General features: G+C 72.9%; 18 protein-coding genes and 1 pseudogene. 8 read left to right on the top strand and 11 right to left on the bottom strand.

Going from position 1 to position 25,231, the window contains the following annotated elements:
- Nucleotides 1–155 precede the first annotated feature (155 nt).
- Nucleotides 156–1,484 carry a serine hydrolase domain-containing protein gene (locus ACWDVG_RS26570; protein ID WP_451702601.1) on the bottom strand — a complete coding sequence of 443 codons (1,329 nt, stop codon included), beginning with the start codon at nt 1,482–1,484 and terminating at the stop codon, nt 156–158.
- 223 nt (nt 1,485–1,707) lie between these two features.
- A complete protein-coding gene (locus tag ACWDVG_RS26565) occupies nt 1,708–2,460 on the bottom strand; it encodes a helix-turn-helix domain-containing protein (RefSeq protein WP_451702599.1) in 753 nt (250 codons plus the stop codon).
- Nucleotides 2,461–2,704: 244 nt separating this feature from the next.
- Here ACWDVG_RS26565 and ACWDVG_RS26560 point away from each other — a divergent pair.
- A pseudogene (locus ACWDVG_RS26560) lies at nt 2,705–3,370 on the top strand (DUF4097 family beta strand repeat-containing protein).
- A gap of 81 nt (nt 3,371–3,451) precedes the next feature.
- Here the strand turns inward: ACWDVG_RS26560 and ACWDVG_RS26555 are convergent.
- Both ACWDVG_RS26555 and ACWDVG_RS26550 read right to left on the bottom strand, forming a co-directional pair.
- The gene (locus tag ACWDVG_RS26555; protein WP_451702597.1) at nt 3,452–5,881 is read right to left on the bottom strand and encodes a M4 family metallopeptidase; all 2,430 of its coding nucleotides are present in this window, start codon (nt 5,879–5,881) and stop codon (nt 3,452–3,454) included.
- A 20-nt stretch (nt 5,882–5,901) separates the two neighbouring features.
- The gene (locus tag ACWDVG_RS26550) at nt 5,902–8,304 is read right to left on the bottom strand and encodes a M4 family metallopeptidase (protein WP_451702595.1); all 2,403 of its coding nucleotides are present in this window, start codon (nt 8,302–8,304) and stop codon (nt 5,902–5,904) included.
- Nucleotides 8,305–8,723: 419 nt separating this feature from the next.
- Here ACWDVG_RS26550 and ACWDVG_RS26545 point away from each other — a divergent pair, with 419 nt between their 5' ends.
- A complete protein-coding gene (locus tag ACWDVG_RS26545; protein ID WP_451702593.1) occupies nt 8,724–10,877 on the top strand; it encodes a family 20 glycosylhydrolase in 2,154 nt (717 codons plus the stop codon).
- A gap of 116 nt (nt 10,878–10,993) precedes the next feature.
- Here ACWDVG_RS26545 and ACWDVG_RS26540 read toward each other — a convergent pair whose 3' ends face one another.
- From ACWDVG_RS26540 to ACWDVG_RS26525, 4 genes are all read right to left on the bottom strand, one after another.
- Complete coding sequence (locus ACWDVG_RS26540; RefSeq protein ID WP_451702590.1) at nt 10,994–11,830, bottom strand: class II fructose-bisphosphate aldolase; 837 nt, start codon at nt 11,828–11,830, stop codon at nt 10,994–10,996.
- Between the two features lie 71 nt (nt 11,831–11,901).
- Nucleotides 11,902–12,852 carry an SIS domain-containing protein gene (locus tag ACWDVG_RS26535; protein WP_451702588.1) on the bottom strand — a complete coding sequence of 317 codons (951 nt, stop codon included), beginning with the start codon at nt 12,850–12,852 and terminating at the stop codon, nt 11,902–11,904.
- Nucleotides 12,853–12,974: 122 nt separating this feature from the next.
- Nucleotides 12,975–13,907, bottom strand: coding sequence for a 1-phosphofructokinase family hexose kinase (locus ACWDVG_RS26530; RefSeq protein WP_451702586.1), 933 nt, complete (start codon nt 13,905–13,907; stop codon nt 12,975–12,977).
- On the bottom strand, nt 13,904–14,941 hold the full coding sequence (locus ACWDVG_RS26525) for an ROK family protein (RefSeq protein ID WP_451702584.1): 1,038 nt from the start codon (nt 14,939–14,941) through the stop codon (nt 13,904–13,906). The genes ACWDVG_RS26530 and ACWDVG_RS26525 overlap by 4 nt, the downstream gene beginning before the upstream one ends.
- Before the next feature lie 230 nt (nt 14,942–15,171).
- Here ACWDVG_RS26525 and ACWDVG_RS26520 point away from each other — a divergent pair, with 230 nt between their 5' ends.
- The 4 genes from ACWDVG_RS26520 to ACWDVG_RS26505 all read left to right on the top strand — a co-directional run bounded on the left by ACWDVG_RS26520 (nt 15,172) and on the right by ACWDVG_RS26505 (nt 19,314).
- Nucleotides 15,172–15,972 (top strand): DeoR/GlpR family DNA-binding transcription regulator, encoded by an 801-nt coding sequence (locus ACWDVG_RS26520; RefSeq protein WP_451702583.1) that lies wholly within the window; start codon nt 15,172–15,174, stop codon nt 15,970–15,972.
- 291 nt (nt 15,973–16,263) lie between these two features.
- Complete coding sequence (locus ACWDVG_RS26515) at nt 16,264–17,529, top strand: extracellular solute-binding protein (RefSeq protein ID WP_451702582.1); 1,266 nt, start codon at nt 16,264–16,266, stop codon at nt 17,527–17,529.
- Between the two features lie 34 nt (nt 17,530–17,563).
- Nucleotides 17,564–18,490, top strand: a complete 927-nt coding sequence (locus ACWDVG_RS26510) for a carbohydrate ABC transporter permease (RefSeq protein WP_451702581.1) — start codon at nt 17,564–17,566, stop codon at nt 18,488–18,490.
- Nucleotides 18,487–19,314, top strand: a complete 828-nt coding sequence (locus ACWDVG_RS26505) for a carbohydrate ABC transporter permease (RefSeq protein WP_451702579.1) — start codon at nt 18,487–18,489, stop codon at nt 19,312–19,314. The genes ACWDVG_RS26510 and ACWDVG_RS26505 overlap by 4 nt, the downstream gene beginning before the upstream one ends.
- Before the next feature lie 158 nt (nt 19,315–19,472).
- Here the strand turns inward: ACWDVG_RS26505 and ACWDVG_RS26500 are convergent, their stop codons facing one another.
- On the bottom strand, nt 19,473–20,339 hold the full coding sequence (locus tag ACWDVG_RS26500) for a hypothetical protein (RefSeq protein ID WP_451702577.1): 867 nt from the start codon (nt 20,337–20,339) through the stop codon (nt 19,473–19,475).
- Nucleotides 20,340–20,560: 221 nt separating this feature from the next.
- On the opposite strand from ACWDVG_RS26500, the gene ACWDVG_RS26495 reads away from it, so the two are divergent.
- Nucleotides 20,561–22,084, top strand: a complete 1,524-nt coding sequence (locus ACWDVG_RS26495) for a right-handed parallel beta-helix repeat-containing protein (protein ID WP_451702575.1) — start codon at nt 20,561–20,563, stop codon at nt 22,082–22,084.
- A 1-nt stretch (nt 22,085) separates the two neighbouring features.
- Here ACWDVG_RS26495 and ACWDVG_RS26490 read toward each other — a convergent pair whose 3' ends face one another.
- The gene (locus ACWDVG_RS26490) at nt 22,086–23,012 is read right to left on the bottom strand and encodes a pirin family protein (RefSeq protein WP_451702573.1); all 927 of its coding nucleotides are present in this window, start codon (nt 23,010–23,012) and stop codon (nt 22,086–22,088) included.
- Between the two features lie 108 nt (nt 23,013–23,120).
- On the opposite strand from ACWDVG_RS26490, the gene ACWDVG_RS26485 reads away from it, so the two are divergent.
- Entirely contained in the window at nt 23,121–23,618 is a 498-nt protein-coding gene (locus tag ACWDVG_RS26485; RefSeq protein WP_451702571.1) for a carboxymuconolactone decarboxylase family protein, read from the top strand.
- Between the two features lie 57 nt (nt 23,619–23,675).
- On the opposite strand, the gene ACWDVG_RS26480 is transcribed toward ACWDVG_RS26485, so the two are convergent.
- Nucleotides 23,676–25,163 (bottom strand): FAD-dependent oxidoreductase, encoded by a 1,488-nt coding sequence (locus ACWDVG_RS26480; protein WP_451702570.1) that lies wholly within the window; start codon nt 25,161–25,163, stop codon nt 23,676–23,678.
- Between the last annotated feature and the right edge of the window lie 68 nt (nt 25,164–25,231).

Genomic DNA, 25,231 nt, shown 5'->3' with positions numbered 1-25,231 from the left:
TCAGGAATACCTCGATCGTTGTTCTTGCTCTTGGCTTCCACCGGTGGGCTGTTCCGCCGCCCCGCCCCACCGGGGCCGCCGTCCGGCCGGAGGGCTCCGGCCGGACGGCTGGGTGAGCGCGGCGCCGCCGGGATGGTGCGTGGTGCGGCGGTACGTCAGTGGCCGCCGCGCAGCAGGGCGCAGACGAACTTCTCCTCGGCCGCGCGCAGCCGGGCGAGGAGCGCCGGGTCGAGCACGACCTGGCTGTTGACGGAGACGGTGACCGTGCGGCGGCCGTCGGGGGTGGCGGCGGCGAACTGTGTGTATCCCAGGGTGTTGCCGGTGTGGCCCAGGACCGTGCCGCACCGGGTGGTGTAGCGGAACAGGCCGAGGCCGGCCGCGTTGGCGCCCGGGCCTGCCGGTTCGGAGGCGCCGCCCGGGAGGAAGTCCTGCTGGGCACGGCGGGTGGCGGGCGAGAGCAGCGCGGGACCGGCGTACCCGCCGATGAACCTGCTCAGGTCGGCCGGGGTGGAGACGATGCCGCCGGACGCCCAGGCGCCGGACGCGCCGACCACCTCGCTCACGTCCTCGGGCTGCTCCCCGGGGGCGGTGGCGTAGCCGTGCAGGAGGGGGCGCGGCATCCGGTAGCCCTGGGGGAGGCTGGTGGAGCGCAGGTCGAGCGGCCGGTAGACGAGCTTGCGCAGCAGTGACTCGTACGGGACGCCGGTGGCCTGCTCGGCCATCAGGGCGACGGCGATGTTGTCGGAGTTGGAGTAGGCGTAGCGGCTGCCCGGGGGAAAGAGCAGGTCCCGGTCGGCCACGAAGTCGAGGAGGCGGCGGGAGTCGAACCGGTGGCGGGGGTCGGCCCGGACGATGTCGAGGAACGCCTCGCTCTTGCTGTAGTCCGGGATGCCGCTGGTGTGCTGGAGGAGCTGGCGCAGCGTCACGGCGTGCCAGGCGGTGGGCAGGTGGGGCAGCCGCTTGCCGAGGGTGTCGTCGAGCCGCAGGGCGTGCCGGTCGACCAGGCTGAGGGCGACGGCGCCGCTGAAGGCCTTGGCGACGCTCGCGATGCGCATGTGGTCGTGGGGCCGGGGCGGGCGCTGGGTGCCGACTTCGGCGGTGCCCGCGCGGTAGACCTGCCGTTCGCCGTCCCGGGTCAGGACGGCGATGGCGCCGGGCGGGCCGCCCGGCGCCGCCACCAGGTCGGCGAGGGCGCGTTGCAGGGCCGGGTCGGCGGGGTGGGCGTCGGGATGGGCGTCGGGATGGGCGTCGTGCGGCTCGGGGCCGCCCCGGGCGGCTGCCCGGTCCGCCGCGGCGCCGTGCGGCGCCGACGTCCCCGCGGCGACGGGCGCGGTGGCCGCGCCGCTCAGGACGGCGGCCGCGACGAGCGCGCCGACGGCGGCGGCCGCGGTACGCGGACGGCGCCCGGGGCGGCGGCGGGTACGGCCGCGGGCGGGGCTCGTGGCCTCCTCCGGGCCGTACGCGACGGGGGCGGGTCCGGGCATGTGAAACCTCCTCGGCTGGGGGCACCGGGGGCCGCGGACGGCGCCTGCGGTCCGGTGGGACGACCGGCCCGCCCGGTCCTCGCCGCGCGCGGCGTCGGCCACCGGGCGGCCCTGCCCCAGCATCCGGCGCCGACGGCGACGGCGACACTCCACGGCGCCCCGCCTGCGCCATCCGGCCCACAGGAACGCCCGCAAGAACGCCCACGGGGACGCCCGGCGGGCCCTACGCCTCGGGCGGCTCCGGCGCGGGGGCGTCCTCCCGCGCCGGGGCCTGGGTGTGGAGGATCTCGCGGGCCTGGTCCGCCGCGCGCGCGATGCTCTCGGAGACGAAGTCCAGGAAGCGGGCGGTCCTTTCGAGCCGGTCGGCGGCCGGGGTGCCGGGGCCGAGGACGGCCACGCCCTGCCGTGCGGTCTCCACGATGTGGGCGGTGGAGCGGGCGCTGGCCATCATCGACTGATAGTAGACGTCGTCGTCGACGACGTAGCGCTCGCGACGGCGTTCGTCCCGCTCCCGGCGGACCATGCCCTGGCCCTCCAGGAACGCGATCGCCTTGGAGACGGAGGCGGGGCTGACCTGGAGGCGCTCGACGAGCTCGGCGGCGGTGAGGCTGCCGGAGTCGGCGAGGGTGAGCGCCGCCATGACCCGGGCCATCATCGTGGGCATGCCCGACGCCGTCATGACGGTGGTGAACAGCTCCTCGTACGCGCGCACCGCCTCGGCGTCACGCCCGTACGGCTGCTCCCGGGCAGGGCGGTTCCGGGGGACGGGCTGCCGGCGGCGGTGAGCGCGGCGCTCCGTGGCGCGGTGGGCGAGGTCGGCCCGGTAGCCGGTGGGGCCGCCGTTGCGCATGACCTCGCGGGTGACCGTCGAGGTCGGTCGCTCCAGGCGCCGGGCGATCTCCGCGTAGGCGAGGCCCTCGGCCAGTCCCAGCGCGATCTGCTGACGTTCCTGCTGGGTGAGTCTGCCTCCCGGCATCGGGGCCTCCTTCGGCGGTTCGTGGTGCCGCCACCCTAGCTTTCAGTTGCCTTCCATTGCAACGGGCCTCTGAGTCACGTTGCATTACCTCGGATCCTCATTGCAATGATATTGCTCCTTTCACCTGCAGCGATGAAGTTTTGCTGCAACAAGCTTGTTGCCAGAACTATGAACGCAACGTAGCTTTTCACTCATCGGAAACGACGGGCCGCCCAGAGCCCGCACCGGAAGAAGGAGAAGCACGATGCAGAAGTTCGCCACCCAGGGCCCGATCTCCGCCGTCCTGGACATCCCGGCCGGTCGCGTCCGGTTCATCGCCGCCGACCGCTCCGACGCCACGGCCGAGGTCCTGCCCGCCGACCCCGCCAAGAGCCGCGACGTCAGGGCCGCCTAGCAGACCAGCGTCACGTACACCGACGGTGTCCTGCGGATCGCCACCCCGTCCGCCGGGAACCGGCTCCTCGGCCCCTCGGGTGCGCTGGAGGTCACCGTCCAACTGCCCGCCGGCTCTCATGTCGAGGCCAAGGCGGCGGGCGCCGAACTCCGCGGTGTCGGCCGCCTGGGCGACGTCACCTTCGACGGCTCCTACCGCCGCACCAAGATCGACGAGGCCGTAAGCGTCCGGCTCACCGCGCTCGACGGCGACGTGGAGATCGGTCGCCTGAACGGCACCGCGGAGATCAGCACCACGCGCGGCGACATCCGGATCACCGAGGCCGTGCGCGGGACGGTCGGCCTGACCACCCAGCAGGGCGACATCTCGGTCGGCGCCGCCCGCGGCGTCTCGGCCTCCCTGGACGCCGGAACCGCCTACGGCCGCGTCACCAACGCCCTGAGGAACGACGGCACCGCCGACCTGGACATCCGCGCCACCACGTCCCACGGCGACATCACCGCCCGCAGCCTCTGAGCCACCTCCGACCGCGGCCCGGGGAGAAGGAGCGGGCGGCCGCTACAGCGACCGTCCGCTCCCCCTCCTCATGTCGGCCCGTCAGTTGTGCACGGTGAAAGCGGCGTCGTCGACGAGGAAGTACGTCGGCGCGGCCGAGTCCTCCTCGCTCTTGAACGTCAGCGTGACGTTCTGCCCCGCGACCGGGGCCAGGGAGACCGTCTTCTGGACGTATCCGCTCCCCTGGTTCAGGTTCGAGTACGTGGCCAGGGTGGTGCCGTTGGCCGTGACGGTCATCTTGTCGTACGGGACGCTCGTGGTGCCCTCGCTGGTGACCACGCGCACCCAGAAGCTGACCGTGGCCTTGCAGCCGTAGGGGACGGCCACCGTCTGCGTCACGGTGTCGGAGGTCCTGGCACCGTTGCCGCCCACCAGCGCCTTCCAGGTGCCCGTGCGGGCCGGCAGCCAGGAGTTGTCGTCGCTGATGACGACGCCGCTGCCGGTCGTGGTCCACCCGGTGTTCCCGGACTCGAAGCCCGCGTTGCCGAGCAGTTGCGTCGTGGCGCAGGCGCCGACCGTGTAGGTCAGCCAGGAGAACGAGACGACGTCGTGGGCGCCGGTGGAGTCCGTGACGGTCAGCGTGACGGTGCCGGTGCCGGCCGTGGTGGGCGTACCGGTGATCCTGCCGGTGGTGGCGTTGAGGCTCAGCCCCCCGGGCAGGCCCGTCGCCGTGTACGTCAGCGAGGCCCCCGAGGTGCTGGTGACGGCCTGCACCTGGAGGCTCACCGCCGTGCCCGTCGGGGACACCTGGTTGCCGGGGTTGGTGAGCGTCACGCCCTGGGTGATGCGGGGCCCGACGTTGACGGCGGCCCAGGCGTTGGCCGTGTTCTTGTACGTGGGGCTGCTCGTCCCGTACAGGTCCGCGGCGGCCTGGAGCGTGGCGGTGCGGGCACCGGCGTAGTTCGTGTTGCTCGTCATGTACGTGGTCAGCGCCCGGTACCAGATCTTCGCGGCGGCGTCGCGGCCGATCGGGTTGACCGGCAGCCCGTCGGAGGTGGGGCTGTTGTAGGCGGTGCCGTTGACCGTCTTGGCGCCGCTGCCCTCGGAGGCCAGATAGAACCAGTGGTTGGCCGGGCCGGAGGACCAGTGGACGTCGATGTCGCCGATCCCCGCGTACCAGGAGTCCTTGGAGGCACCGTCCCTGGACGGCTTGTCCATGTACCGCAGGGGCTTGCCGTCGAGGTCGAAGTTGACCTTCTCCCCGATGAGGTAGTCACCCGCGTCCTGTGGGTTGTTCGCCCAGAACTCCACGGCGGTGGCCAGGATGTCCGAGGTGGCCTCGTTCAGGCCGCCGGACTCGTTGCCGTAGTACAGGCCGGCGGTGTTCGAGGTGATGCCGTGGGTCATCTCGTGCGCCGCGACGTCGATCGAGGTGAGCGGGTTGGCGTTGTAGTAGCCGTCGCCGTAGGTCATGCAGAAGCAGGCGTCCCACCAGAACGCGTTGCGGTAGACGTTGTCGTAGTGGACCCGGGAGTAGGCGGCGACGCCGTCGTTGCGGATGCCGTTGCGGGCGTGCACGTTCTTGTAGTAGTCCCACGTCAGCTGTGCGCCGTAGGCGGCGTCCACGCCCGCGGTCTGCGCGTTGCCGGGCGAGCCGGTGCCCCAGACGTCGTCGGCGTCGGTGAACGTCGTGCCGACGGGGATGTTGCCGCCGAAGGGGTCGTCCCAGGCGTGGTCGAGGTCGGTGGTCTTGTGGCCGCCGCGGGTGGCGTCGACCATGCTGTGGTTCCCCGCGGACCCCGAGGTGCCGAGGGTGACCTGTCCGGAGTGCTGGCTGTGGCCGGTGCCGTTCTTGACGGCCTGGTACTCGAACAGCGTGGCGCCGGTCTTCGCGTCGGTGACGACGTGCAGCTCGGAGGGCGTCCTGTCGTGCTGGAGCCCGCCGACGACGGTCTCCCAGGCGAGGGTGGGCCGGTGGTCGGCGGCCCAGACGACCTTGCGGACCGAGTCGGCCTTCGGTGACGAGGCGCCCTGCGCCTCGGCGCGGGCCAGGGCGGCGGACTTCGCCGAGTCGGCGGTCCTCTCCGCGGCGGTGGTGGCGACGGTGATCGTCGCCCGGGTGGCCCGGGTGACGCCCTGGGTGGCGCCGTCGGCCGCCGCGTGCACGATCAGGTCGCCGCCGAGGACCGGCAGGCCGGCGAAGGTGCGCTCGTAGCGGGTGTGCAGGGTGCCGTCGGCGTCCTTGAGGACGGACTTCGGCAGCAACTCCTCGCGCTCGCCCAGGCCCAGGGCGCGGGCGGTGGCGGTGCGCCGCTCGCGCGCCTCGGCCAGGAGCGCGGTGTGCTGGGCGGGGGTGAGCCTGACCTCCGCCGCACCGGCGCGGGGTGCCGGTGCGGCGGAGGCGGCCCGGGTCGGGACGGGGTCGTGGGTGGGGCCGGGGGTGGCGGCGGTGGCGGGCAGCCCGGCGGTGACCATCGCCGCGGCGGCCGTCAGGACGCCCGCGACCACGGCCTTGCGGGGGGAACGTCTCACGGTGAGCTCCTGGGCTGCGGTCACGGGGTGACGGTGAGGGCGAGGTCGTCGAGCAGGAAGGACGTCTGGAAGCCGTAGTCCTCCACGGCCGTGAACTTCAGGGTCACGGTCTGCCCCGCGTAGGCGGAGAGGTTGAGGGTCTTCTGCACGTAGTCCGTGTTCTTGTCGAGGTTGGAGTACGTGGCCAGGGTGGTGCCGTTCACCTGGACCTTCATCGTGTCGTAGACGGTGTTCATGATCTCGTCGGTGTTGATGTGCAGCCAGTACGTCAGCGTGGCCGGGCAGCCGGCCGGGATCGTCACCGTCTGCGCCAGCGTGTCGGTCTGCGTCTGGCCGTAGCCGGCCATCCACGCCTTCCAGGCTCCGGTGCGCGGCTGCGTCCTGACGCCGTTGTCGATGACTCCGGCGGTGGCGGTCCACGCGGTGGTACCGGATTCGAAACCGGGGTTGCCGAGCAGCTGGGCCGGGTTGCAGGGGCCCGGCGTGTAGACCTTCCACGGGACGGTGACGGTCGAGGAGGCGTGGGCGGAGTCCTTCACGGTGACCGTGACGGTGCTCGTGCCCAGGGTGGTGGCGGTGCCGCTGATCTTGCCGGTGGAGGCGTTGACCGAGAGACCCGCGGGCAGGCCCGCGGCCGAGTACGTCAGCGGTCCGGCGTTGGTGCTGACGGCCTGGATCTGGAGGTTCGCGGCGGTGTTGACCGCCGTGTACTGGTTGCCCGGGTCACTGATCCGGACGCCCTCGGCGAGCCGGGTGCCGACGTTGACGGCGGCCCAGGCGTTGGCCGTGTGGACGTAGGTGGCGCTGCCGTTGCCGTACAGGTCGGCGGCGGCCCGGAGGGTGGCGAGGCGGGCGCCCGCGTAGTTGGTGGAGCCCGTCATGTAGGTGGTGAGCGCGCGGTACCAGATCCTGATCGCGGCGTCCCGGCCGATCGCGGTCACCGGAAGGCCGTCGGAGGTCGGGCTGTTGTAGGCGACGCCGTTGACCGTCTTGGCACCGCTGCCCTCGGAGGCCAGGTAGAACCAGTGGTTCGCCGGACCGGAGGAGTGGTGGACGTTCTCCTGGCTGATGGTGGAGTACCAGTAGTCCTTGGACCTGCCGTCCCTGGAGGGCTGGTCCATGTAGCGCAGCGGCTTGCCGTCGCCGCGGATGTCGATCTTCTCGCCGACCAGGTAGTCGCCGGGGTCGGAGGGGTTGTTCGCCCAGAACTCGACCGCGGCGGCGAAGATGTCCGAGGTGGCCTCGTTGAGGCCACCGGACTCTCCGGCGTAGATCAGGCGGGCGGTGTTGCCGGTGACGCCGTGGGTCATCTCGTGGGCGGCCACGTCGATCGAGGTGAGCGGGCGGGCGTTGTTCTGGCCGTCGCCGTACGTCATGCAGAAGCAGGACGGGTCCCAGAAGGCGTTGGCGTAGGCGTCGCCGTAGTGGACGCGGGAGAAGGCGGCCACGCCGTCGTTGCGGATGCCGTTGCGGGCGTGGACGTTCTTGTAGTAGTCCCACGTCAGCTGGGCGCCGTAGTGCGCGTCCACGCCGGCGGTCTGCGGGTGGCCGGGCAGGCCGTCGCCCCAGACGTCGTCGGCGTCGGTGAACAGCGTGCCCTGCTCGCTGTCGCTGGAGGAGTGGCCCATGTCGTGGGTCCTGTTGCCCCCGCGGCCGGCGTCGCTCAGGGTGTGGTTGCCGGCGGACCCGGAGGTGCCGAGGGTGACCTGGCCGCCGTACTGGCTGTGGCCGGTGCCGGTGTGGATCTCGTCGTACGAGAAGAGTTCGGCGCCGGTGGTGGCGTCGGTGATCACGTGCGTGCGGCTGGGGGTGTCGTCGTGCCGCACACCGCCGACCACGGTCTCCCAGGCCAGGACCGGCTTGCCGGAGCCGGCCCAGACGACCTTGCGTACCGATTCGGCCTTCGGGGCCGTGGAGCTCTCGGCGCCGGCCTTGCGCAGGGCGACGGACTTCGCCGACTCGGCGCTCTTGGCGGCCCTGGTGGAGGCGACCTCGATGGTGGCCTTGACGTTCTTGGTGACGTCCCTGACGGCACCGTCCGCGTGCCCGTGCACGATCAGGTCGCCGCCGAGGACCGGCAGGCCGGCGTAGGTGCGGTCGTAGCGGGTGTGCACCGTGCCGTCGGCGTCCTTGAGGACGGACTGGACCACCAACTCCTCCTGGGCGCCGAGGCCGAGGGCCTTGGCGGTGGCGGCGCGGCCGGCGTGGGCGTCGGCGAGCAGGTCGGCCCGCTCGGCGGGGCTGAGCCTGACCTGCAGCGCTCCGGCCCGCGGGGCCGGGCTCGCGGCGGCCGCCCGGGTGGGGGTCGGGGCGGCCGAGCCGGTGGGGTCGGTGGCGGCGCCGGCGGGCAGGGCGGCGGCGAACAGCGCGGCGCCGGCTATCAGCACTCCCGCGGTGACGGCCTTGTGGGGGGAACGTCTCACTCTGAGCTCCTTGGTGGGGGAACCGATGACGTGGTGCGTCGAGGTGGTGCCTCGTCAACTGACGTGGGGGCCATGCGCGTTGTGCGCATCTCGGCTGCGTCAGATTGACCAGAAGAGTGGCATGGTTACGTGAACACAGCATTTCCTGCACGGAGTTTGGCTGAAATTCACCCCCGAACCGTCGCCTGTGCGGCAACCTCGGCGCACGACGAAGCTACGAACGGGTAGGACTTGACGCCCTCGGAACCCGACTGCGACCGTTCGATCGAAAGCGCTCGGAAGCCGAGTCTCGCGTGCGTACGCACGCACTCGCCATGCTCTCCCCCGCTCCTTTCCTCGCTCGCCACCCCTGACCCACCGCGGCACCCTGCCGCGCCCCCGGGGTGCGTCCCCCTCCCCCAAACCCCAAGGAGTCGCCCATGCGCTCGTCGCGCAGACGGAGAGGGAAACTCTCCGCCCTCGCCGCGCTCGTCCTCGCGCTCGCCGCGCCCGCGCCGATGACGCCCACGGCGACCGCGGCGTCGGACTCGGTCGCCGGGTCCACCGCCCCGGCCGTCGTGCCCCAGCCCGTCTCCCAGACGAACCCGACCGGCAGCGGTTTCGCGCTGACCGCGCAGACGACGGTGAACGTCGTGCCGTCCGCCGACCCCGACGCGGCGGGCGTGGGCACGTACCTCGCCTCGCTGCTCGCGCCGGCGACCGGCTACACGCTGCCGGTGACCTCGACCTCCCAGCCGGTCGCCCAGGCCATCGTCCTGGACCCGAACGGCCCGGCCGCCCTCGGCGCCGAGGGGTACACCCTGTCGTCGTCCGGCACCGGCGTGACGGTGACCGCGCACGGAGCGCAGGGTCTGTTCCGGGGCGTACAGACGCTGCGGCAGCTGCTCCCGGCCGAGATCGAGTCCCGTACCGTCAAGCCGGGCCCGTGGACCGTGGCGCCGGTACAGATCTCCGACTCGCCCCGGTACTCCTACCGGGGCGTGATGGTGGACGTGGCGCGGCGCTTCTTCCCGGTGGCGCAGCTGAAGCGGTACATCGACCAGGCCGCCACCTACAAGATCAACACGCTGCACCTGCACCTGACGGACGATCAGGGCTGGCGGATCGCGATCGGTGCGATACCGAGCCTGACGACGGTCGGCGCCGGCACGCAGAGCGGCTTCACCGGCGGCACGTCCTGGTACTACACCGCGGCCGAGTACCAGGAGATCGTGGCGTACGCCAAGTCCCGCTTCATGACCGTGGTTCCGGAGATCGACGGTCCGGGTCACACCAGCGCAGCGCTGGCGTCCGTGGCGAACCTCAACTGCGACAACAAGGCGATCAAGCCGTACTCGGGCTTCGAGGTCGGCATCAGCCTCTACTGTCTGAGCGACGCCCAGCACGTCTCCGACGTCAGCTCCTTCCTCACCACGGTCATCGACACGGTGGCGGCGATGACGCCGGGGCCCTACGTGCACCTCGGTGGTGACGAGACCCCGCAGGCGACCTCCTCGCAGTACGCCGCGTACGTCTCCGCCTCGACCTCGGCCACCACCGCGCGCGGCAAGACCGTGATGGGCTGGCACCAGCTCGGGCAGTCGACGATCCCGGCCGACAGCGTCATGCAGTGGTGGGGTGACGCCGACGACCGGGCCAGCATCGGCACCTCCGGCGAGACCGAGGACGTGCAGTTCGTCCGCAACGCGGTCCGGCAGAACGCCCGGTTCGTCATGTCCCCCTCGGACCACGCCTACCTGGACATGAAGTACGACTCCACCACCCCCTACGGCCTGTCGTGGCAGGGACACGTCCCGCTGAGCAAGGCGTACGGCTGGGACCCCACCACCTCCACGGCCAAGCCCAACGGCACCGGCTCCCTCGTCCCCGCCGACCGGATCCTCGGCGTCGAGGCCGCGCTGTGGGCGGACCGCGCCTACTCCGGCAGCAGCCAGCTGCCCACCTCCACCAGCCAGTTCCCCGAGCCGTACGTGTACGCCGAGCACATGACGTTCCCGCGGCTGCCGGCCGTCGCGGAGATCGGCTGGTCGCCGCTGTCCACCCACGACTACACCGACTTCAGCCGCCGGCTGGGCACCCACGGACCGCGCTGGACCGCGGCGGGCATCGGCTACTACGCCGCCCCCGACGTGCCCTGGAGCGGCTCCCCCGGCGGGGGCGGCGGCCTGAGCGGCGTCCACACCCTGACCACCGGCACCCAGGCACTCGACGTGCCCGGGAGCTCGACGTCGCCCGGCACCCGGCTCGCGACCTGGGCGCTGCACGGCGGCGCGAACCAGAAGTGGACCCTCACCGAGCAGCCGGACGGCTCCTACACGCTGACCAACCTCGCCTCGGGGCTCTGTGCCGACGTGAGCGGCGGGTCCCTCTCCGCCGGCGCGGCCGTCGTCCAGTGGACCTGCACGGGCAACACCAACCAGCGCTGGCGGATCGCCCCCGTCACCGGCGGCGGTCACACCCTGACCTCCGTCAAGAGCGGCCTCCTGCTGACCACCGCCTCCACGGCCAACGGCGCGCTCGTCAGCCAGCAGCCCGCGAACGGTTCGGCGTTGCAGCGCTGGACCGTCGGATAGCACCGGTTCCGTCGCGACGGAAGGGGAGGGCCCGGCTGCGGCGGCAGCCGGGCCCTCCCCGTATCGCTTCCTGGTGTCGCGTGCTCGCGTCGCCTGCTCGTCCCGCTTCCTCCGGGTCAGCGGCCCGCGAGGACGCGCAGCAGACGCGCCACCTCGGCGGCGACCGCCTCCCGTGCCGGGCCCAGGTACGTCCGCGGGTCGGTGACGGACGGGGAGGCGTCGAGCCGCTCCCTGACCGTGCGGGTGAAGAGCTTGTTGAGGTGGGTGGAGATGTTCACCTTCGTCATGCCGGCGGCGACGGCCTTCTCCAGGTCCGCGTCGTCGACCCCGGAGGAGCCGTGGAGGACGAGGGGGATGTCGAGGGCGTCCTTCAGCCGCGCGATGAGGTCGAAGTCGAGCGAGGCGTCCCTGACGGTCATGGCGTGCGAGCTGCCGACGGCGACGGCGAGCGCGTCCACCGCCGTCGCCGCGGCGAAGTCGCGGGCCTCGTCCGGGTCCGTACGCACGTGGGGGGCGTGGGCGCCGTCCTTGCCGCCGACCTCGCCGAGTTCGGCCTCGACCCAGACGTCGGCCCGGTGGCAGAGGTCGGTGACCATCCGGGTGGCGACGACGTTCGCCTGGTAGGGCAGCTTCGAGGCGTCGAACATCACGGAGGTGAAGCCGAGGGCGACGGCCTGCTCGACCAGTTCGGCGGACTCCGCGTGGTCCAGGTGGACGGCGACCGGGACGGCGGCGGTACGGGCGATCTCGAGCGTCGCGAGGGCGAGGGGGGCGAGCGCCGCGTGGTAGCGGGCGGTGTTCTCGCTGATCTGCAGGATGACGGGCAGGCCGGCCTGTTCGGCGCCGGTGACGATGGCCTCGGCGTGCTCGATCTGGACGACGTTGAACGCGCCGACGCCCGTGTTCGCGGCGCGGGCGGGCCCGACGATGTCGTCGGTGGGGCTGAGGGGCATGGCAGTTCTCCGGGAGGCGGGGAGAGGGGCGGGGAGGGAGGCGGAGGAGACGTCGGGGTCAGGCGTCGGGGTCAGGCGTCGGGGCCGTCGAGGATCACGGAGCGGGTCAGGTTGCGGGGGCGGTCCGGGTCGTAGCCGCGGGCCTCGGCGAGGAGGACGGCGAGGCGCTGGGCGCGGACGAGGTCGGCCAGCGGGTCGAGGGCGCCGGGCTCGTCGCCGGAGCGGGCGGAGTACAGACCGCCGACGCGCGCGATGTCGTCGGCGAGGCCCTGGGGCGCGGGGCCGAAGAGCCAGGCGACCCGGCCGGGTCCGGTGATGCTGATCGGGCCGTGGCGGTACTCCATGGCGGGGTACGCCTCGGTCCAGGCGCCCGCCGCCTCCCGCATCTTCAGCGCGGCTTCGAGGGCGAGGCCGTAGGTCCAGCCGGAGCCGAGGAAGGTGAACTGCCCGGCGTCGCGGACGGCGTCGCCAAGGGGTTCCGTGAGGGCGCGCTCGGCGTCCTCGGCCGCCTGCGCCATCGGCCGTACGCCTGCGGGCAGGGCGTTCTCGGCCTCCAGGTGGGCGCGGAGGAGGGCGAGGACCGTCGTGGCGAACCGGGTCTGGACGACGGACTGTTCGTCCGCGAAGTCGAGGACCGCGACGGCGTCGGCGGCCGCCATGACGGGCGTCGCGGGGTCGGCGGTGAGAGCGCCGGTGGCGAGGGTGCCCTTGACGCGGGCCAACAGGTCGAGGACCTCGGTGGTGGTGCCGGAGCGGGTGATCGCGAGGACGCGGTCGTAGCCGCGGCCGTCGGGGAACTCGGAGGCCGCGAAGGCGTCCGTCTCGCCGTGGCCGCCGGCTTCGCGCAGCCGCGCGTAGGCGTGGGCCATGAACCAGGACGTGCCGCAGCCGACGACCGCGACGCGCTCGCCGCGGCGGGGCAGGGCATCGGCGAGGTCGGCGACCGAGGCGGCGGCGCGGCGCCAGGTGTCCGGCTGGGAGTCGATCTCGACGGAGGTGCGGGAGGTCTCGAAGGTGGTCATGCGAAGTCCTCGGGGTCGTGGGGTGGCTCGGTCGGGGGTCGTACGGCGGCGGTCGGGGTTCGTTACGGGTGGCGCGTCGGACGGGCCGTGACGCGCCGGGCGGTTGCGGGGCGGGGCGTGCCTCATCGGGCGGGCGGCGGTGTGAGGGCGTCCACGCGGACCCCCGGCCGGAACCGGGCGTGGACCGCGGCGTCCACCTCGCCGGCGACCGCGCACGGCACGGCGGCGGCGGAGAGGGCGACGGCCTCGCGCAGGATGTCCGGCCAGGTCGCGCGGGCGGCGAGCCCGGCCGCGAGGGCCGCGACGCAGGCGTCGCCCGCGCCCGTGGGGTTGCCGGAGAGAAGTTCCGGAGGCACGGCACGCCAGGCACCCTCCGGCGTGACGGCGTGCAGACCGTCCGGGCCCGCCGACGCCACGACCGCACGGGCGCCGCGGCGGAGCAGTTCCGCGGCGGCCTCGGCCGGGTCCGCGTGGCCGGTCACCTCCGCGAGTTCGGCCGCGTTCGGCTTGATCACATCGGGTCCGGCCGCCAGAGCGGCGGCGAGGGAGGCCCCGGAGGTGTCGAGGACGGTCAGGGCCCCGGCGCTCGCGGCGATCCTGACGAGGACCGCGTACGCGTCCGGGGGCAGCCCCGGCGGAGTGCTTCCGCTCAGGACGACGACGCTCGCGCCCCGGACCGTCTCGGTGTAGTGCCCGAGGAAGGCGGCCCATTCCGCGGCGGTCACGACGGGCCCGGTGCCGTTGAAGACGGTGGCGTCACCGTCGTCGCGCGAGACGACGGTGACCGTGCGCCGCGAGTCCCCGGCGACGGCGACGAGGGAGGCCCGGATGCCGGCGGAGCGCAGGCCGTCGTGGATCGCGCGGCCGGTGGGGCCCCCGGCGAGGCCGGTGACGAGCGGCGCGTGGCCGAGGTGGGTGAGGACCCGGGCGACGTTGATGCCCTTTCCCCCGGCGCGTTCGTGGGCCGCGAGGACGCGGTGGGAGGTCCGGGGCCGCAGCGCGGCGACCTCCCAGGTGACGTCGAGGGCGGCGTTGAGGGTGAGTGTGACGATCATCGTGCGGTGACTCCGGTGGCTCCGGCGGCTCTGGTGGCTTCGGTCGCTCCGGCGGCGCGTGCGGGCCCGGGTGCTCCGGGTGCGGGCCGGCCCGCCGCCCGCCAGGCGGCCAGGCCGGCGCCGAGGCAGCCCGCGCGGTCCCCGAGGGCGGCGCGGACGAGGGCGGGGCGCCGCTGGAAGGTGAGGCGCGCGTCGAGTCCGTCCCGTACGGGGTCGAGCAGGAGCCGGTCGGCCTCGGCCAGGCCGCCGCCGAGGACGACGAGTTCGGGGGCGACGAGGGAGACGGCCGTGGCCAGCGCCTCGGCCAGCCCTTCGGTGGCCTCCGTCCAGACGGCGCGGGCGACGGGGTCGCCCGCGCCGAGGCGTGCGGCGACGTCGGCGGCCCCGGCGGCCGGGCGTCCGCTGCGTGCGGTGTAGGCGCGCGCGACGGAGTGCGCGGACGCCACGGTCTCCAGGCAGCCGTCGCCGCCGCAGGGGCACGCCGTCCCCCCGGGGACCCTGATGTGGCCGAGTTCCCCGGCGAATCCGCCCGCGCTGACCGGGCGGCCGTCGAGGCTGAGCGCCGCGGCGATGCCCGTCCCCACGGCCACGAAGAGCACGTCCCGCGCCCCGCGGGCGGCGCCGAGGGCGCACTCAGCGGCGCCGCCCGCCCGGACGTCGTGGCCGAGCGTCACGGGGAGGCCGGTGCGGGAGGCGAGGAGGGCGGCGAGCGGCAGGTCGCGCCAGCCGATGTTGGCCGACCACACCGCCCGCTGCCGGTCCTCGTCGACGATGCCGGGGACGACGACTCCGGCGTGCTCGACCCTGAGTCCGCGTTCCCCGGCCCGTCGCTCCAGGTCGAGGAGGGTCTCCGCGACGGCGGCGACGACGGCGTCCGGTCCTTCGGCGCGCGGTGTCGGGCGGCGCAGGGACGCGACCGGGCGCAGGACGGGGTCAAGCACGGAGCCCTTCATCGCGGTCCCGCCGACATCCAGGGCGAGCACACAGGAGGACGGTCCACCCGGGGGCGGGACACGCGAGGCACTGACGTCCATGAGCTGGCGACCATTCAGAGTGACCGATGATGTTCAGTGCGAGCATAAACAGAGCACAATCAATCAGTCCAGATGGAGGAAAAAGTTCGCGCAAGTAGGCGCCACAGCCGCCTGGTGCCGCCCGGACCGCATGTCGCGTGCGGTAACCCCGGGTTCGGAGCCGTGCTCGATGTTGTCGCGCTACGATCACGTCTGCGCAGGTCTCACAGACAGGGAAGGGGCGCGGTCACATGTCCAAGCAGGAGCGGTGGAGCAGGCTGCTGGAACTGCTCGCGGTCGAGGGCAAGCTCGACGTGGAGCAGGCCTCCGTGGCCGTCGACGTGTCGCCCGCCACCATCCGCCGCGACCTCGACGAACTGGCCGAACAGCGCCTCCTCGTCCGCACGCGCGGTGGGGCGATCGCCCACGGCGTCTCGTACGAACTCCCCCTGCGCTACAAGTCGTCCCGCCGGGCCTCCGAGAAGCAGCGCATCGCGGGCGCGGTGGCGGACCTGCTGACCGAGGGCGACGTGATCGGCCTCAACGGAGGGACGACGACCACCGAGGTGGCCCGCACCCTGGCCCTGCGGGCGGGGGGAGGGCGCGGCGAGCCGGGCGAGGGGCAGTCCGGGCCCGCGTACACCGTCGTGACGAACGCGCTGAACATCGCGGGCGAGCTGGCGGTCCGCCCGCAGTTCAAGATCGTGGTCACCGGCGGCGTGGCGCGGCCGCAGACGTACGAGCTGGTGGGACCGCTCACGGCTGGGGTGCTGAACGAGGTGGTGCTGGACGTCGCCGTGCTGGGCGTCGACGGTGTGGACCCCCATCTGGGCGTCATGACGCACCACGAGGACGAGGCCGGAATCAGTCGGCTCTTCGCGGAACGCGCCCGCCGGGTCGTCTTGGTGGCCGACTCGTCCAAGATGGGCAAGCGCGCCTTCGCCAGGATCTGCGGCCTCGACCGCATCGACACCCTCGTCACCGACGCGGCGATCGCCCCGGAGATGGCCGCCCGGCTCACCGAGGCCGGCATCGAGGTGGTCACCGTCTGACCCCCTGCCGCCGCAGGCCCACGCCCCCCGTGCACCGAGGACGCACGGGGGGCGTCGCGCTGTCCGGCCCCCGCGCCTTACCCGACTTCCGGCCTCTTCGGCATCGTTCGCGTAACGGCCCCTGGTACGGAAGCCCCGTCATCGTGTTTACTTTGCCCACAGCAGATGCTCGTTACTGAGCGCAATCCTGGTTGCCCACCCAGGTTCAAGCACGCTCCGAGCTGCTGTCCTTCCTGCATCCCACCGGCCGCGTCGTCCCGGCGGCCGGTTGAAACAAAGGCGGTACTCACGATGAACAAGCGGATGTTCGTGGCGGCCTGCACGCTCGGCGTGCTCACCCTCACGGCCTGCGGCGGCGGCACCGAGGACGGCAGCGGTTCGGCGAACGGCGAGGTGACGCTGAAGCTCGTCGCCGCCGACTACGGGGACAAGGCGTCGAACAGCTCGACGGCGTACTGGCAGGACGTGGCCCGGCGCTTCACCGCCGCCCACCCGAAGATCAAGGTCGATGTCCAGGTCATCAACTGGAACGACATCGACGCCCAGGTGAAGACGATGATCCAGAGCGGCAACGTGCCGGACGTCCTCCAGACGGGCGGCTACGCCGACAAGGTCGCCGACGACCTCCTGTACCGGGCCGACGAGGTGCTGTCGGAGAAGACACGGGCGAACCTCATCGACAGCTTCGCCGAGGCCGGGGAGGTGGACGGCACGCAGTACGGCATCCCGTTCGTCTCCTCCGCCCGCGCCTTCTTCTACAACAAGACGCTGTTCGCCAAGGCCGGCCTCACCGGGCCGCCCAAGAACTGGGACGAGGTGAAGGCCGCCGCCCAGAAGATCAAGGCCAAGGTGCCGGGCGTCACCCCCTACGCGCTCCCCCTCGGCCCCGAGGAGGCCCAGGGCGAGTCCCTCATCTGGGAGCTCGGCAACGGCGGCGGCTACACGGACGCCAAGGGCGCGTACACGCTCGACAGCAAGGCCAACGTGGAGGCGTTCTCCTGGCTGAAGGAGAACCTCGTCGGGCCCGGCCTGACGTACGCCAACCCCGCCACCACCGACCGCAAGACCGCCTTCGCCGACTTCGCCGCCGGCAAGACCGCGATGCTCAACGGCCACCCGTCGCTGATCCAGATGTCCAAGGACGGAAAGGTCGACTACGGCGTCGCGCCCATCCCCGGCCGCTCCGGGGCGCTGACGTCCACCCTCGGCGTCGCCGACTGGATGATGGCGTTCAAGGACGGCGGCCACAAGGAAGAGGTCCGCGCCTTCCTCGACTTCGCGTACGCCAAGGAGAACACGCTGAAGTTCGACGAGACCTACAACCTCATGCCGGTCACCGAGGACACGCTCCAGGAGATGACCACCAACGGCAAGCACAAGGACCTCGAACCGTTCTTCGCCCTGCTGCCGAACGCCGCCTTCTACCCGCTGGGCGACACCACCTGGGACGCCGTCTCCGCGGAGATCAAGAAGAGCGGCGGCACCGCCGTGAACGACCCCGCGAAGGTGCTGGGCGCACTCCAGAAGAAGGCGGAGGCGGCGGTCGCCGACCAGTAGGCCCGCGCTCCGCACCGTCACGGAAGGCACCCTCGTGTCCCCCAGCTCCCCCGCCGCCCCCGCCGCCCGGCCCGCCCGCAAGGGCCGGGGCGGCCTGGCCCGCCTGGGCCCCCTGCCCTGGATCGGCCCCGCGGTCCTGCTCATCGTCCTGGTCGTGCTCTGGCCCGTCTACGAGATGGTCCGCACCTCGTTCCTGAAGATCAGCAGCAGCGGCTTCGTCCGCGGCTCGGCCGGCTTCGACAAGTACGCGCAGCTCTTCGAGGAGCCGTCGCTCCCCTCGGTCATCGTCAACACCGTCGTGTGGACCCTCGTCGTGGTCACCGCCACGATGGTGCTCTCCCTGGCGCTCGCCCAACTCTTCAACCAGCGGTTCCCCGGGCGCCGCGTCACCCGGTGGGCGCTCATCGCCCCGTGGGCCGCCTCCGTGGTGATGACCGCCATCGGCTTCAAGTGGATGCTCAACCGGACCGCCGGCGTCCTCAACACCGTCATGACCGACCTCGGCGTCATCGACGGCCCCGAGGACTGGCTCGGCGACCCGTCCACCGCCTGGCCGTGGATGATGTTCGTGGCCGTCTTCGTCTCGCTGCCGTTCACCACGTACACCCTGCTCGCCGGTCTCCAGACCGTCCCGGCCGAGGTCTACGAGGCCGCCCGCGTCGACGGCACGACGGCCTGGCAGACGTACCTGCGGATCACCCTGCCGCTGCTGCGTCCCGCGCTGCTGGTCGGCATGGTGATCAACCTGATCAACGTCTTCAACTCCTTCCCCATCATCTGGAGCATGACCCGCGGCGGGCCCGACAGCGACACCGCCACCACCACGGTCTTCATGTACCAGCTCAAGAACGCGGACATCGGCCAGTCGGCGGCGATGTCGGTGGTCAACTTCGCCCTCGTCGTGGTCATGGTCGTCGTCTTCCTCAAGGCCAGCCGCTGGAACCAGGAGGAAGACCGATGACGCGGCGCGCGCTCGCCCCCCGCACCCTGCTGATCACGGCGGCCGCGTGGCTCGTGGCCGCGGTGTTCCTGGCCCCGTACCTGGAGATGGTCGTCACCGCGCTCCGGCCGGCGCACGAACTCCGCGACGCCACCTACCTGCCGGGCGACTTCGAGTGGTCGAACTTCGTCGACGTGTGGCGCGAGTCCCACCTCGCGGACAACCTCCGCGTCACCCTGCTCGTCTCCGCCGGATCGACCCTGCTCGTCCTGCTGGTGGCGATCCCCGCCGCGTACTACACCGCCCGCATGCGGTTCCGCGGGCGCGCGCTCTTCCTGCTGCTGGTGCTCGTCACCCAGATGTTCCAGCCGACCTCGCTGCTCGTCGGCCTCTACCGCGAGTTCTACCAGCTCGGCATGCTCAACTCGGTCTGGACCCTGATCCTGTGCAACGCCGCCTTCAACCTGGCGTTCGCGATCTGGATCCTCACCGCGTACTTCTCCTCGATCCCCGAAGCGCTCGAGGAAGCCGCTTTGATCGACGGCCTCGGGCGCGGCGGCGCACTCCTGCGGATCACCCTTCCGCTGGCGATGCCGGGCGTCGTCACCGCGATGATCTTCACCTTCATCGCGGCGTGGAACGAGTTCGTCATGGGTCTGACCCTCTCCACCGTTCCGGAGAGCCAGCCCCTCACCGTGGGCATCAACAGCTTCATCGGCAACTACACCGTCCAGTGGAACTACCTCTTCGCCGGCTCGGTCATCGCCATCGTGCCCGTCGTCGTCCTCTTCGCGCTGATCGAGCGCAAGGTCGTCTCCGGCCTGACCGCCGGCTCCGTCAAGTAGCCCCGCCGCCGGCGCGGCGCACAGCAAGGGCGCGCGGGGGTTGCGCGCGCGAAGGGCCGGGCTCGCCCGCGCAGGTACTACGCGGGGGACGAGGGCGGCGGCACGGTACGACGGCGGGGCGGACGACCAGGACGCGGGGGCGTACGGCTCGGTCCCGATCACGGCAGGCGGGTCGCGGCCCGGCGGGCCTCGCTCAGCGCCGTCTCCGCCGCCCCGCGCGCCTCGCGCGCCTCCGCCGCGTCGGCCCCGGCCCGCTGCGCGCCCTGCCGGGCCTCCTCGAGGTCGCGCTCCAGGGCGCGGACCCGCTCGGTGGCCGCCTCGGCCCGGTCCGCGGCGTCCCGCTCGGCCTCGCGCGCCTCGCCGAGCGCCCGCTCGCACCGCTCGACCTCGGCGGCGGCCGCCGCTGCCGCCGCGGCACGGGCGGCTGCGAGGTCCCGCCTCCGCCGCTCCTCGGCCTCCTTCTCCGCCTTCTCCGCCTCCTTCTCTGCCCTTTTCTCGACCTTCTCGGCCTTCTCGCGGGCGGGCTTCGGCGGTACGGCCTCCGGGCTGACGTCCGGGAAGCCGACCGCGGCCTCCGGCACCTTCACCAGTCGGCCCCCGGCCCACAGGTCGGCGACGTCCGGGTGGGCGAGCACGGCGTGGAGGGTCTGCTCGACCTCGCCGAGGACGGCGTCGCTCACCGGCTGCCCCGCCTCGCGCGCCAGGTCGGCGGCGGTGCGGGCGAGCGTCGCCACGAGCTGGTGCTGCTGTCGGCTCGCCGCCCGCAGCCGCTCGGCGTCGAGCGTCCGGTGGGCCTCCCGCAGCGCCTCCCCCAGGGCCAGGAACCGCTCCGCCTCCTCCGGCCGCTGACGGGCCAGCAGGTCGGCGGCCCACGCCGCGAGCGCCGGCTTCCGCAGTGCGGCGATCGCCTTCGCCGCCACCGTGTCCTTCGCCCGGCGCGCCTCGGCGACGTACGCGTCCCGCGCCGCGGTGAACTCCGACGGCTTCAGCCCGTACAACTCCCCGGCGATCTGCTCGACATCCACCCGCCCACTCTGCGCGGCCCGCGAGGGCCCCCGGCGCCGAATCTCCGCACCTCGCACCACGGTCACCCGCTCGGCACCGTGCCGCCGCGAAGGACCGTTCACAAGTCGACCAATCACCCACCTTCTGATCGAAATTCGATCATTCGAGCGAATTGCATTGACTCGATCAGCGGGCGCCCCTAGCTTCTGGCGCCACCGGACCTTCAGGAAGGTGTTGTGCCATGACCAACATCGGAGCCCGCCCGGGGCGCCGGGCGACGAGCAGAGGGCTCGTCGCCGTCGTCCTCGCCCTCTCGGGCGCGACCGCCCTCGGCGACGCGTCACCCGCCTCCGCCGTCGCCGCCGCGGGGAGCGTCACGTACGTGGACTGCTCGCGCGCGGTCGCCGGGGACGGCAGCCAGGGCGCGCCGTTCAACAGCGTCGCTCAGGCCAACGGGAGGACGTACGGCCCCGGGGACACGCTCGCGTTCGCGGCCGGTACGACGTGTACGGGGTCCCTCGCGCCCCGCGGCAGCGGGACGGCCGCCGCGCCCGTCACGCTGACCGGGTACGGCACCGGGGCGCTGCCCGTCCTCGACGGCGACGGCGCGGCGAACGTCGTCTCGTTCACCAACCAGGACCACTGGCGGGTCAGCGGCCTCAAGCTCACCAACCCGGCGAGCACCCTCGCCCGCCGCACCGGGCTGCGGATCTCCGTCACCGACGGGACGGCGCACCGCGGTTTCGACATCGGCGGGCTGGTCGTCGACCGGGTGGCCGGCCAGACGAACAAGACCAGCCCGACCACGGAGGACTTCGTGCAGTCCGCCGGCGTCGTCACGGGTGCGAGCGGCACGAACTCGACGCTGCACGACATCCGCGTCCACCACAACCAGATCAGCAACACGGGCGGCGGCGGCCTCAAGATCCGGGTCGGCTCGATGGCCGCGAAGGGCTCCGGCGTGCTGATCGAGCACAACGTCGTCAAGGACGTCGGCGGTGACGGCATCATCGCCAGCTTCGCCGACGGCCCGTTGATCCAGTACAACACCGCCGCCGGAGTCGGCAACGGCGTCTACCCGTTCTCCGGCGGCAACTTCGCCGGCATATGGGTGCTCGGCGACCACAACCCGACCATCCAGAAGAACGTGGTGTACGGCATCACGCGGATGTCCGTGGCCGACAGCCAGGCCTTCGACTGCGACTGGGGCAACACCGGCACCTGCACCGTCCAGTACAACTTCAGCCGCGACAACATCGGCGGCTTCTTCCTCGACTGCGACGGCTGCGGCACCATCGGCGGCGCCAAGCAGGTCATCCGCTTCAACGTCTCCGAGAACGACTGCCGGATGAGCAGCGTCAGCGCGGGGCGGTCGGCCCTCCACATGTACAACAACGTCGTGTACTGCACGGACCGGAGGTTCGACATCACGCTCCCGGAGGAGAGCGTGGTCGAGAACAACGTCTGGGTGGGCACCACCGACTCCCGGCTGCCCACCGGGCCGGGGATCTCCTGGCTGTGGAACGTCTTCGAGAACGTGCCGCGGCCCACCGCCAACGGCATCGCGGGCGACCCGCACTTCGTGGCCCCCGGCACCGGCGGCACGACGCTCGACTCGGCCGGCGGCTACCGGCTGCGCGCCACGTCCCCCGCGCTGGGCAACGGCTCGGTGATCACCGGCAACGGCGGCCGCGACTACTGGGGCAACCCGGTGTCCGCGACCGCGAAGCCGCACCGCGGCGCGTACAACGGCCCGGGACTGTAGCTCAGCGCGGGTTGCGGCGGGCCCTCAGCGGGGTGGTGGGGAGCTCCGGGGCCGGGAGGCGGTCTCCGGGGTAGCCCTCGACCTCGCCGAAGCGGTCCGAGGCGCGCTCCCACTCCGCGCGGGCGCCGCGGATCTCCTCGTCCGTGCGGGCGATGAAGTTCCACCACATGATGATCTCCTCCTCGAACGGCGTCCCGCCCAGGAGCACGGCGCGGGCCCGGTGGTCCGACTCGTTCGTGAGGGTGAGGCCGGCCCGTCCGGTGGGGACGTATCCGAGTTGGGCCGGGCGCAGGACCGTGTCCAGGAGCCGGACCTCGCCCTCGTCGACGAGCAGGCCGTGTTCGAAGGCGGGGTCGACGGGGAGGGTCACGGTGGCCCCGGGGTCGAGGAGGAGTTCGGCGCCGAGCAGCGGGGTGAAGGTGGGGACGGGGGAGGTGTCGCCCGCGATCGTGCCGAGGAAGACCCGGATGTCGACGCCGTCGCGGCGGACGGTGCCGGGTGCGTAGTGCCGGAAGTCGCGTGGCGTGTCGCGGTGTTCGGCGGGGAGGGCCACCCAGAGCTGGACGCCGTGGAGGACGGTGGTGGTGGGGGTCGAGACCTCCGAGTGGCTGATGCCGTGGCCGCCCGTCATGAGGTTGAGCTCTCCGGGGCGGACGAGGGCGTGGCTGCCCAGGCTGTCGCGGTGCTCGATCTCGCCGGCGAAGAGCCAGCTCACGGTCTGGAGGCCGATGTGGGGGTGGGGGGCGACGTCCATGCCACCGGAGGCGGCGACCGCGTCGGGCCCGTAGTGGTCGGCGAAGCACCAGGCGCCGATGAGGGTCCGGGCCCGCTGCGGCAGGGTGCGGCGTACGGTCATCGCGCGGGGGCCGCCCAACGGCACGTCCCGCGCCGTCAGGACCTCGACCTGCTGGATCTCTGGAATGCTCATGCCGTACCCCTCGGGCCAAGGAACATAATAGTTCCATTTTCAACCATCATGGTGGATCATAGCTTCCGCGCCCGTGACACGCACGGGCCGGACGATCAGGAGCGCGTCATGAACGACCCGGCCGGAGCCCCCGCGAGGCGACGGGTGTACGTCGACAAGCAGACCCCCCAGGCCTATCACGCCCTCGTGCGGACGGCCGAAACGGTCCGCGCCGCCGCCGACGACGCGGGACTGGACCGGATCCTCGTGGAGTTGGTCAACCTCCGGGTGTCGCAGATCAACGGCTGCGCGTCCTGCCTCGACGTGCACACGCGCGCGGCCCTGCGCTCCGGCGAGACGGCCCGGCGCCTGGGCGTGCTCGCCGCCTGGCGCGACACCGAGGTCTTCACCGCCCGCGAGCGCGCCGCGCTCGCGCTGGCCGAGGCCACCACGACCCCGGCGGACGCCCGGGCCCAGGAGGAGGCCTACGCCGAGGCGCGGGAGGCGCTGGACGACGCCGAGATCGCGGCGGTGATCTGGGTGGCGATCACGATCAACGCCTTCAACCGCGTCTCGATCCTCAGCAAGCACCCCGTACGGGAAGCACCCGCGCGCACCTCCGCCTGACCCCGCGCGCACCTCCCCCGGCGGCCCCGGGGGCGCGCGTCCCCGCGCGCCCCCGCGTCACTCCGTGCCCAACGGCCGGGTCGCCGGGCCCTGGAGCACCCGCCCGTCGGCGGCGAAGCGCGAGCCGTGGCACGGGCACTCCCAGGTCTCCTCCGCGTCGTCCCAGCCGAGCTCGCAGCCCATGTGGGTGCAGCGGGGCCGTCCGCCCACGGTCCCGGGGCCGGCGGCCCCGGCGCCCGCTTCCGGTCCCGGAGCGGTGCCGCCGGAGCGGCCCCCGGTCAGGCCCGCGAGGAAGTGGCGGCCGGTGGCGACCTGGGACCTGGCGACGGCGGGCACGTCCCGCCAGGGCAACCTGCGGCGCGGGTCGAAGAGTTCGGTCCAGGCGGGCCGCGGGGCGCCCGTCACGTGCGCGGTGACGAGCCGCCCCGCCATCACGCCGTTGCTCAGGCCCCAGCCGTCGAAGCCGGTCGCGACGTACACGTGCTGGGTGTCGGGGTGCTCGTGACCGACGTACGGGAGCCCGTCCGGCGTCGTCACGTCCTGCGCGGTCCAGCGGTACGGCAGCGGGCCCGCGCCGAGCGCCGGGAACGACCGGCGGGCCCACGCCTCCAGGCGCGCGAAGCGCTCCCGGACACCGCCCGTGCCCGGCGGGTGGCTCTCCCCCGCGACGATCAGCAGCCGGCGGTTTCCGTCGAGCGGCGCGGTGCGCACGGAGCGCGTCGAGAGCTCGGGCGCCAGGTACATGCCCCGGGGCGCCCGGTCCGCGGGGACCGGCGCGGCGAGGACGAGTTCGCGGCGGACGCCCAGCTTGACGAGCAGGGTGCTGTGGCAGCGCAGCGGGTACTGGGTGGCGAGCACGACGTCCCGGGCGTGCACGGTGTGGCCGTCCTCCGTCGTGAGCCGGCACTCGGCGCCGTCGTGCAGCTCCGTGACGCGGGTGTGCTCGTGGATCCGCCCGCCGTGGGCGGTCACGTCGGCGGCGAGCCCCGCGAGGAAGCGGCCCGGGTGGAACTGGAGCTGGTTCTCGACGCGTACGGCGGCGGCGACCGGGTACGGCAGGCCGGTGTCGGCGCTCGTTGCGACCATGGCGGCGGGCAGCCCGGCGGCGGACGCCGCGGCGGCCTCCGCCGTGATGTCGGGGATCCGTCCCGTCTCGGTGGTGTACGTGAAGGCGGGCAGGTGCTCCAGTTCGGCGTCGTCCTCGAACCCCGCGCACAGCCGCTCCACCGTGCGCAGGGCGTCCTCCTGGGCGTCCGCGTACAGCCCGGCCGCCTCCGCTCCGTGTTCCCTCCGGAGCCGGCCGTAGCACAGCCCGTGCAGGGAGGTGACCTTGCCGGTGGTGTGTCCGGTCACGCCGGAACCGATCCGGTCGGCCTCCAGGACCACGACGTCGCACCCGGCGCGCGCGAGTTCGCGCGCGGTGCTCAGCCCGACGATCCCGGCCCCGACGACCACCACGTCGGCGGTGAGGTCGCCGGCCGGTGGGGGGCGGTCGGGGGCGGGAGGCACGGAACCGATCCAGTACGCGGGCGGGGCAGCGGGCATGGCCTTCTCCGTCCGTGGAGTCTCCCCCCATTGTCCGCCCGCCCCCGGCGCGGCGTCCTGTCCGCGGG

This window comes from Streptomyces sp. NPDC003327, assembly GCF_053589515.1.
The sequence above is the reverse complement of the archived record's forward strand: the minus strand, read 5'-3'. Positions and strand labels throughout refer to the sequence as shown.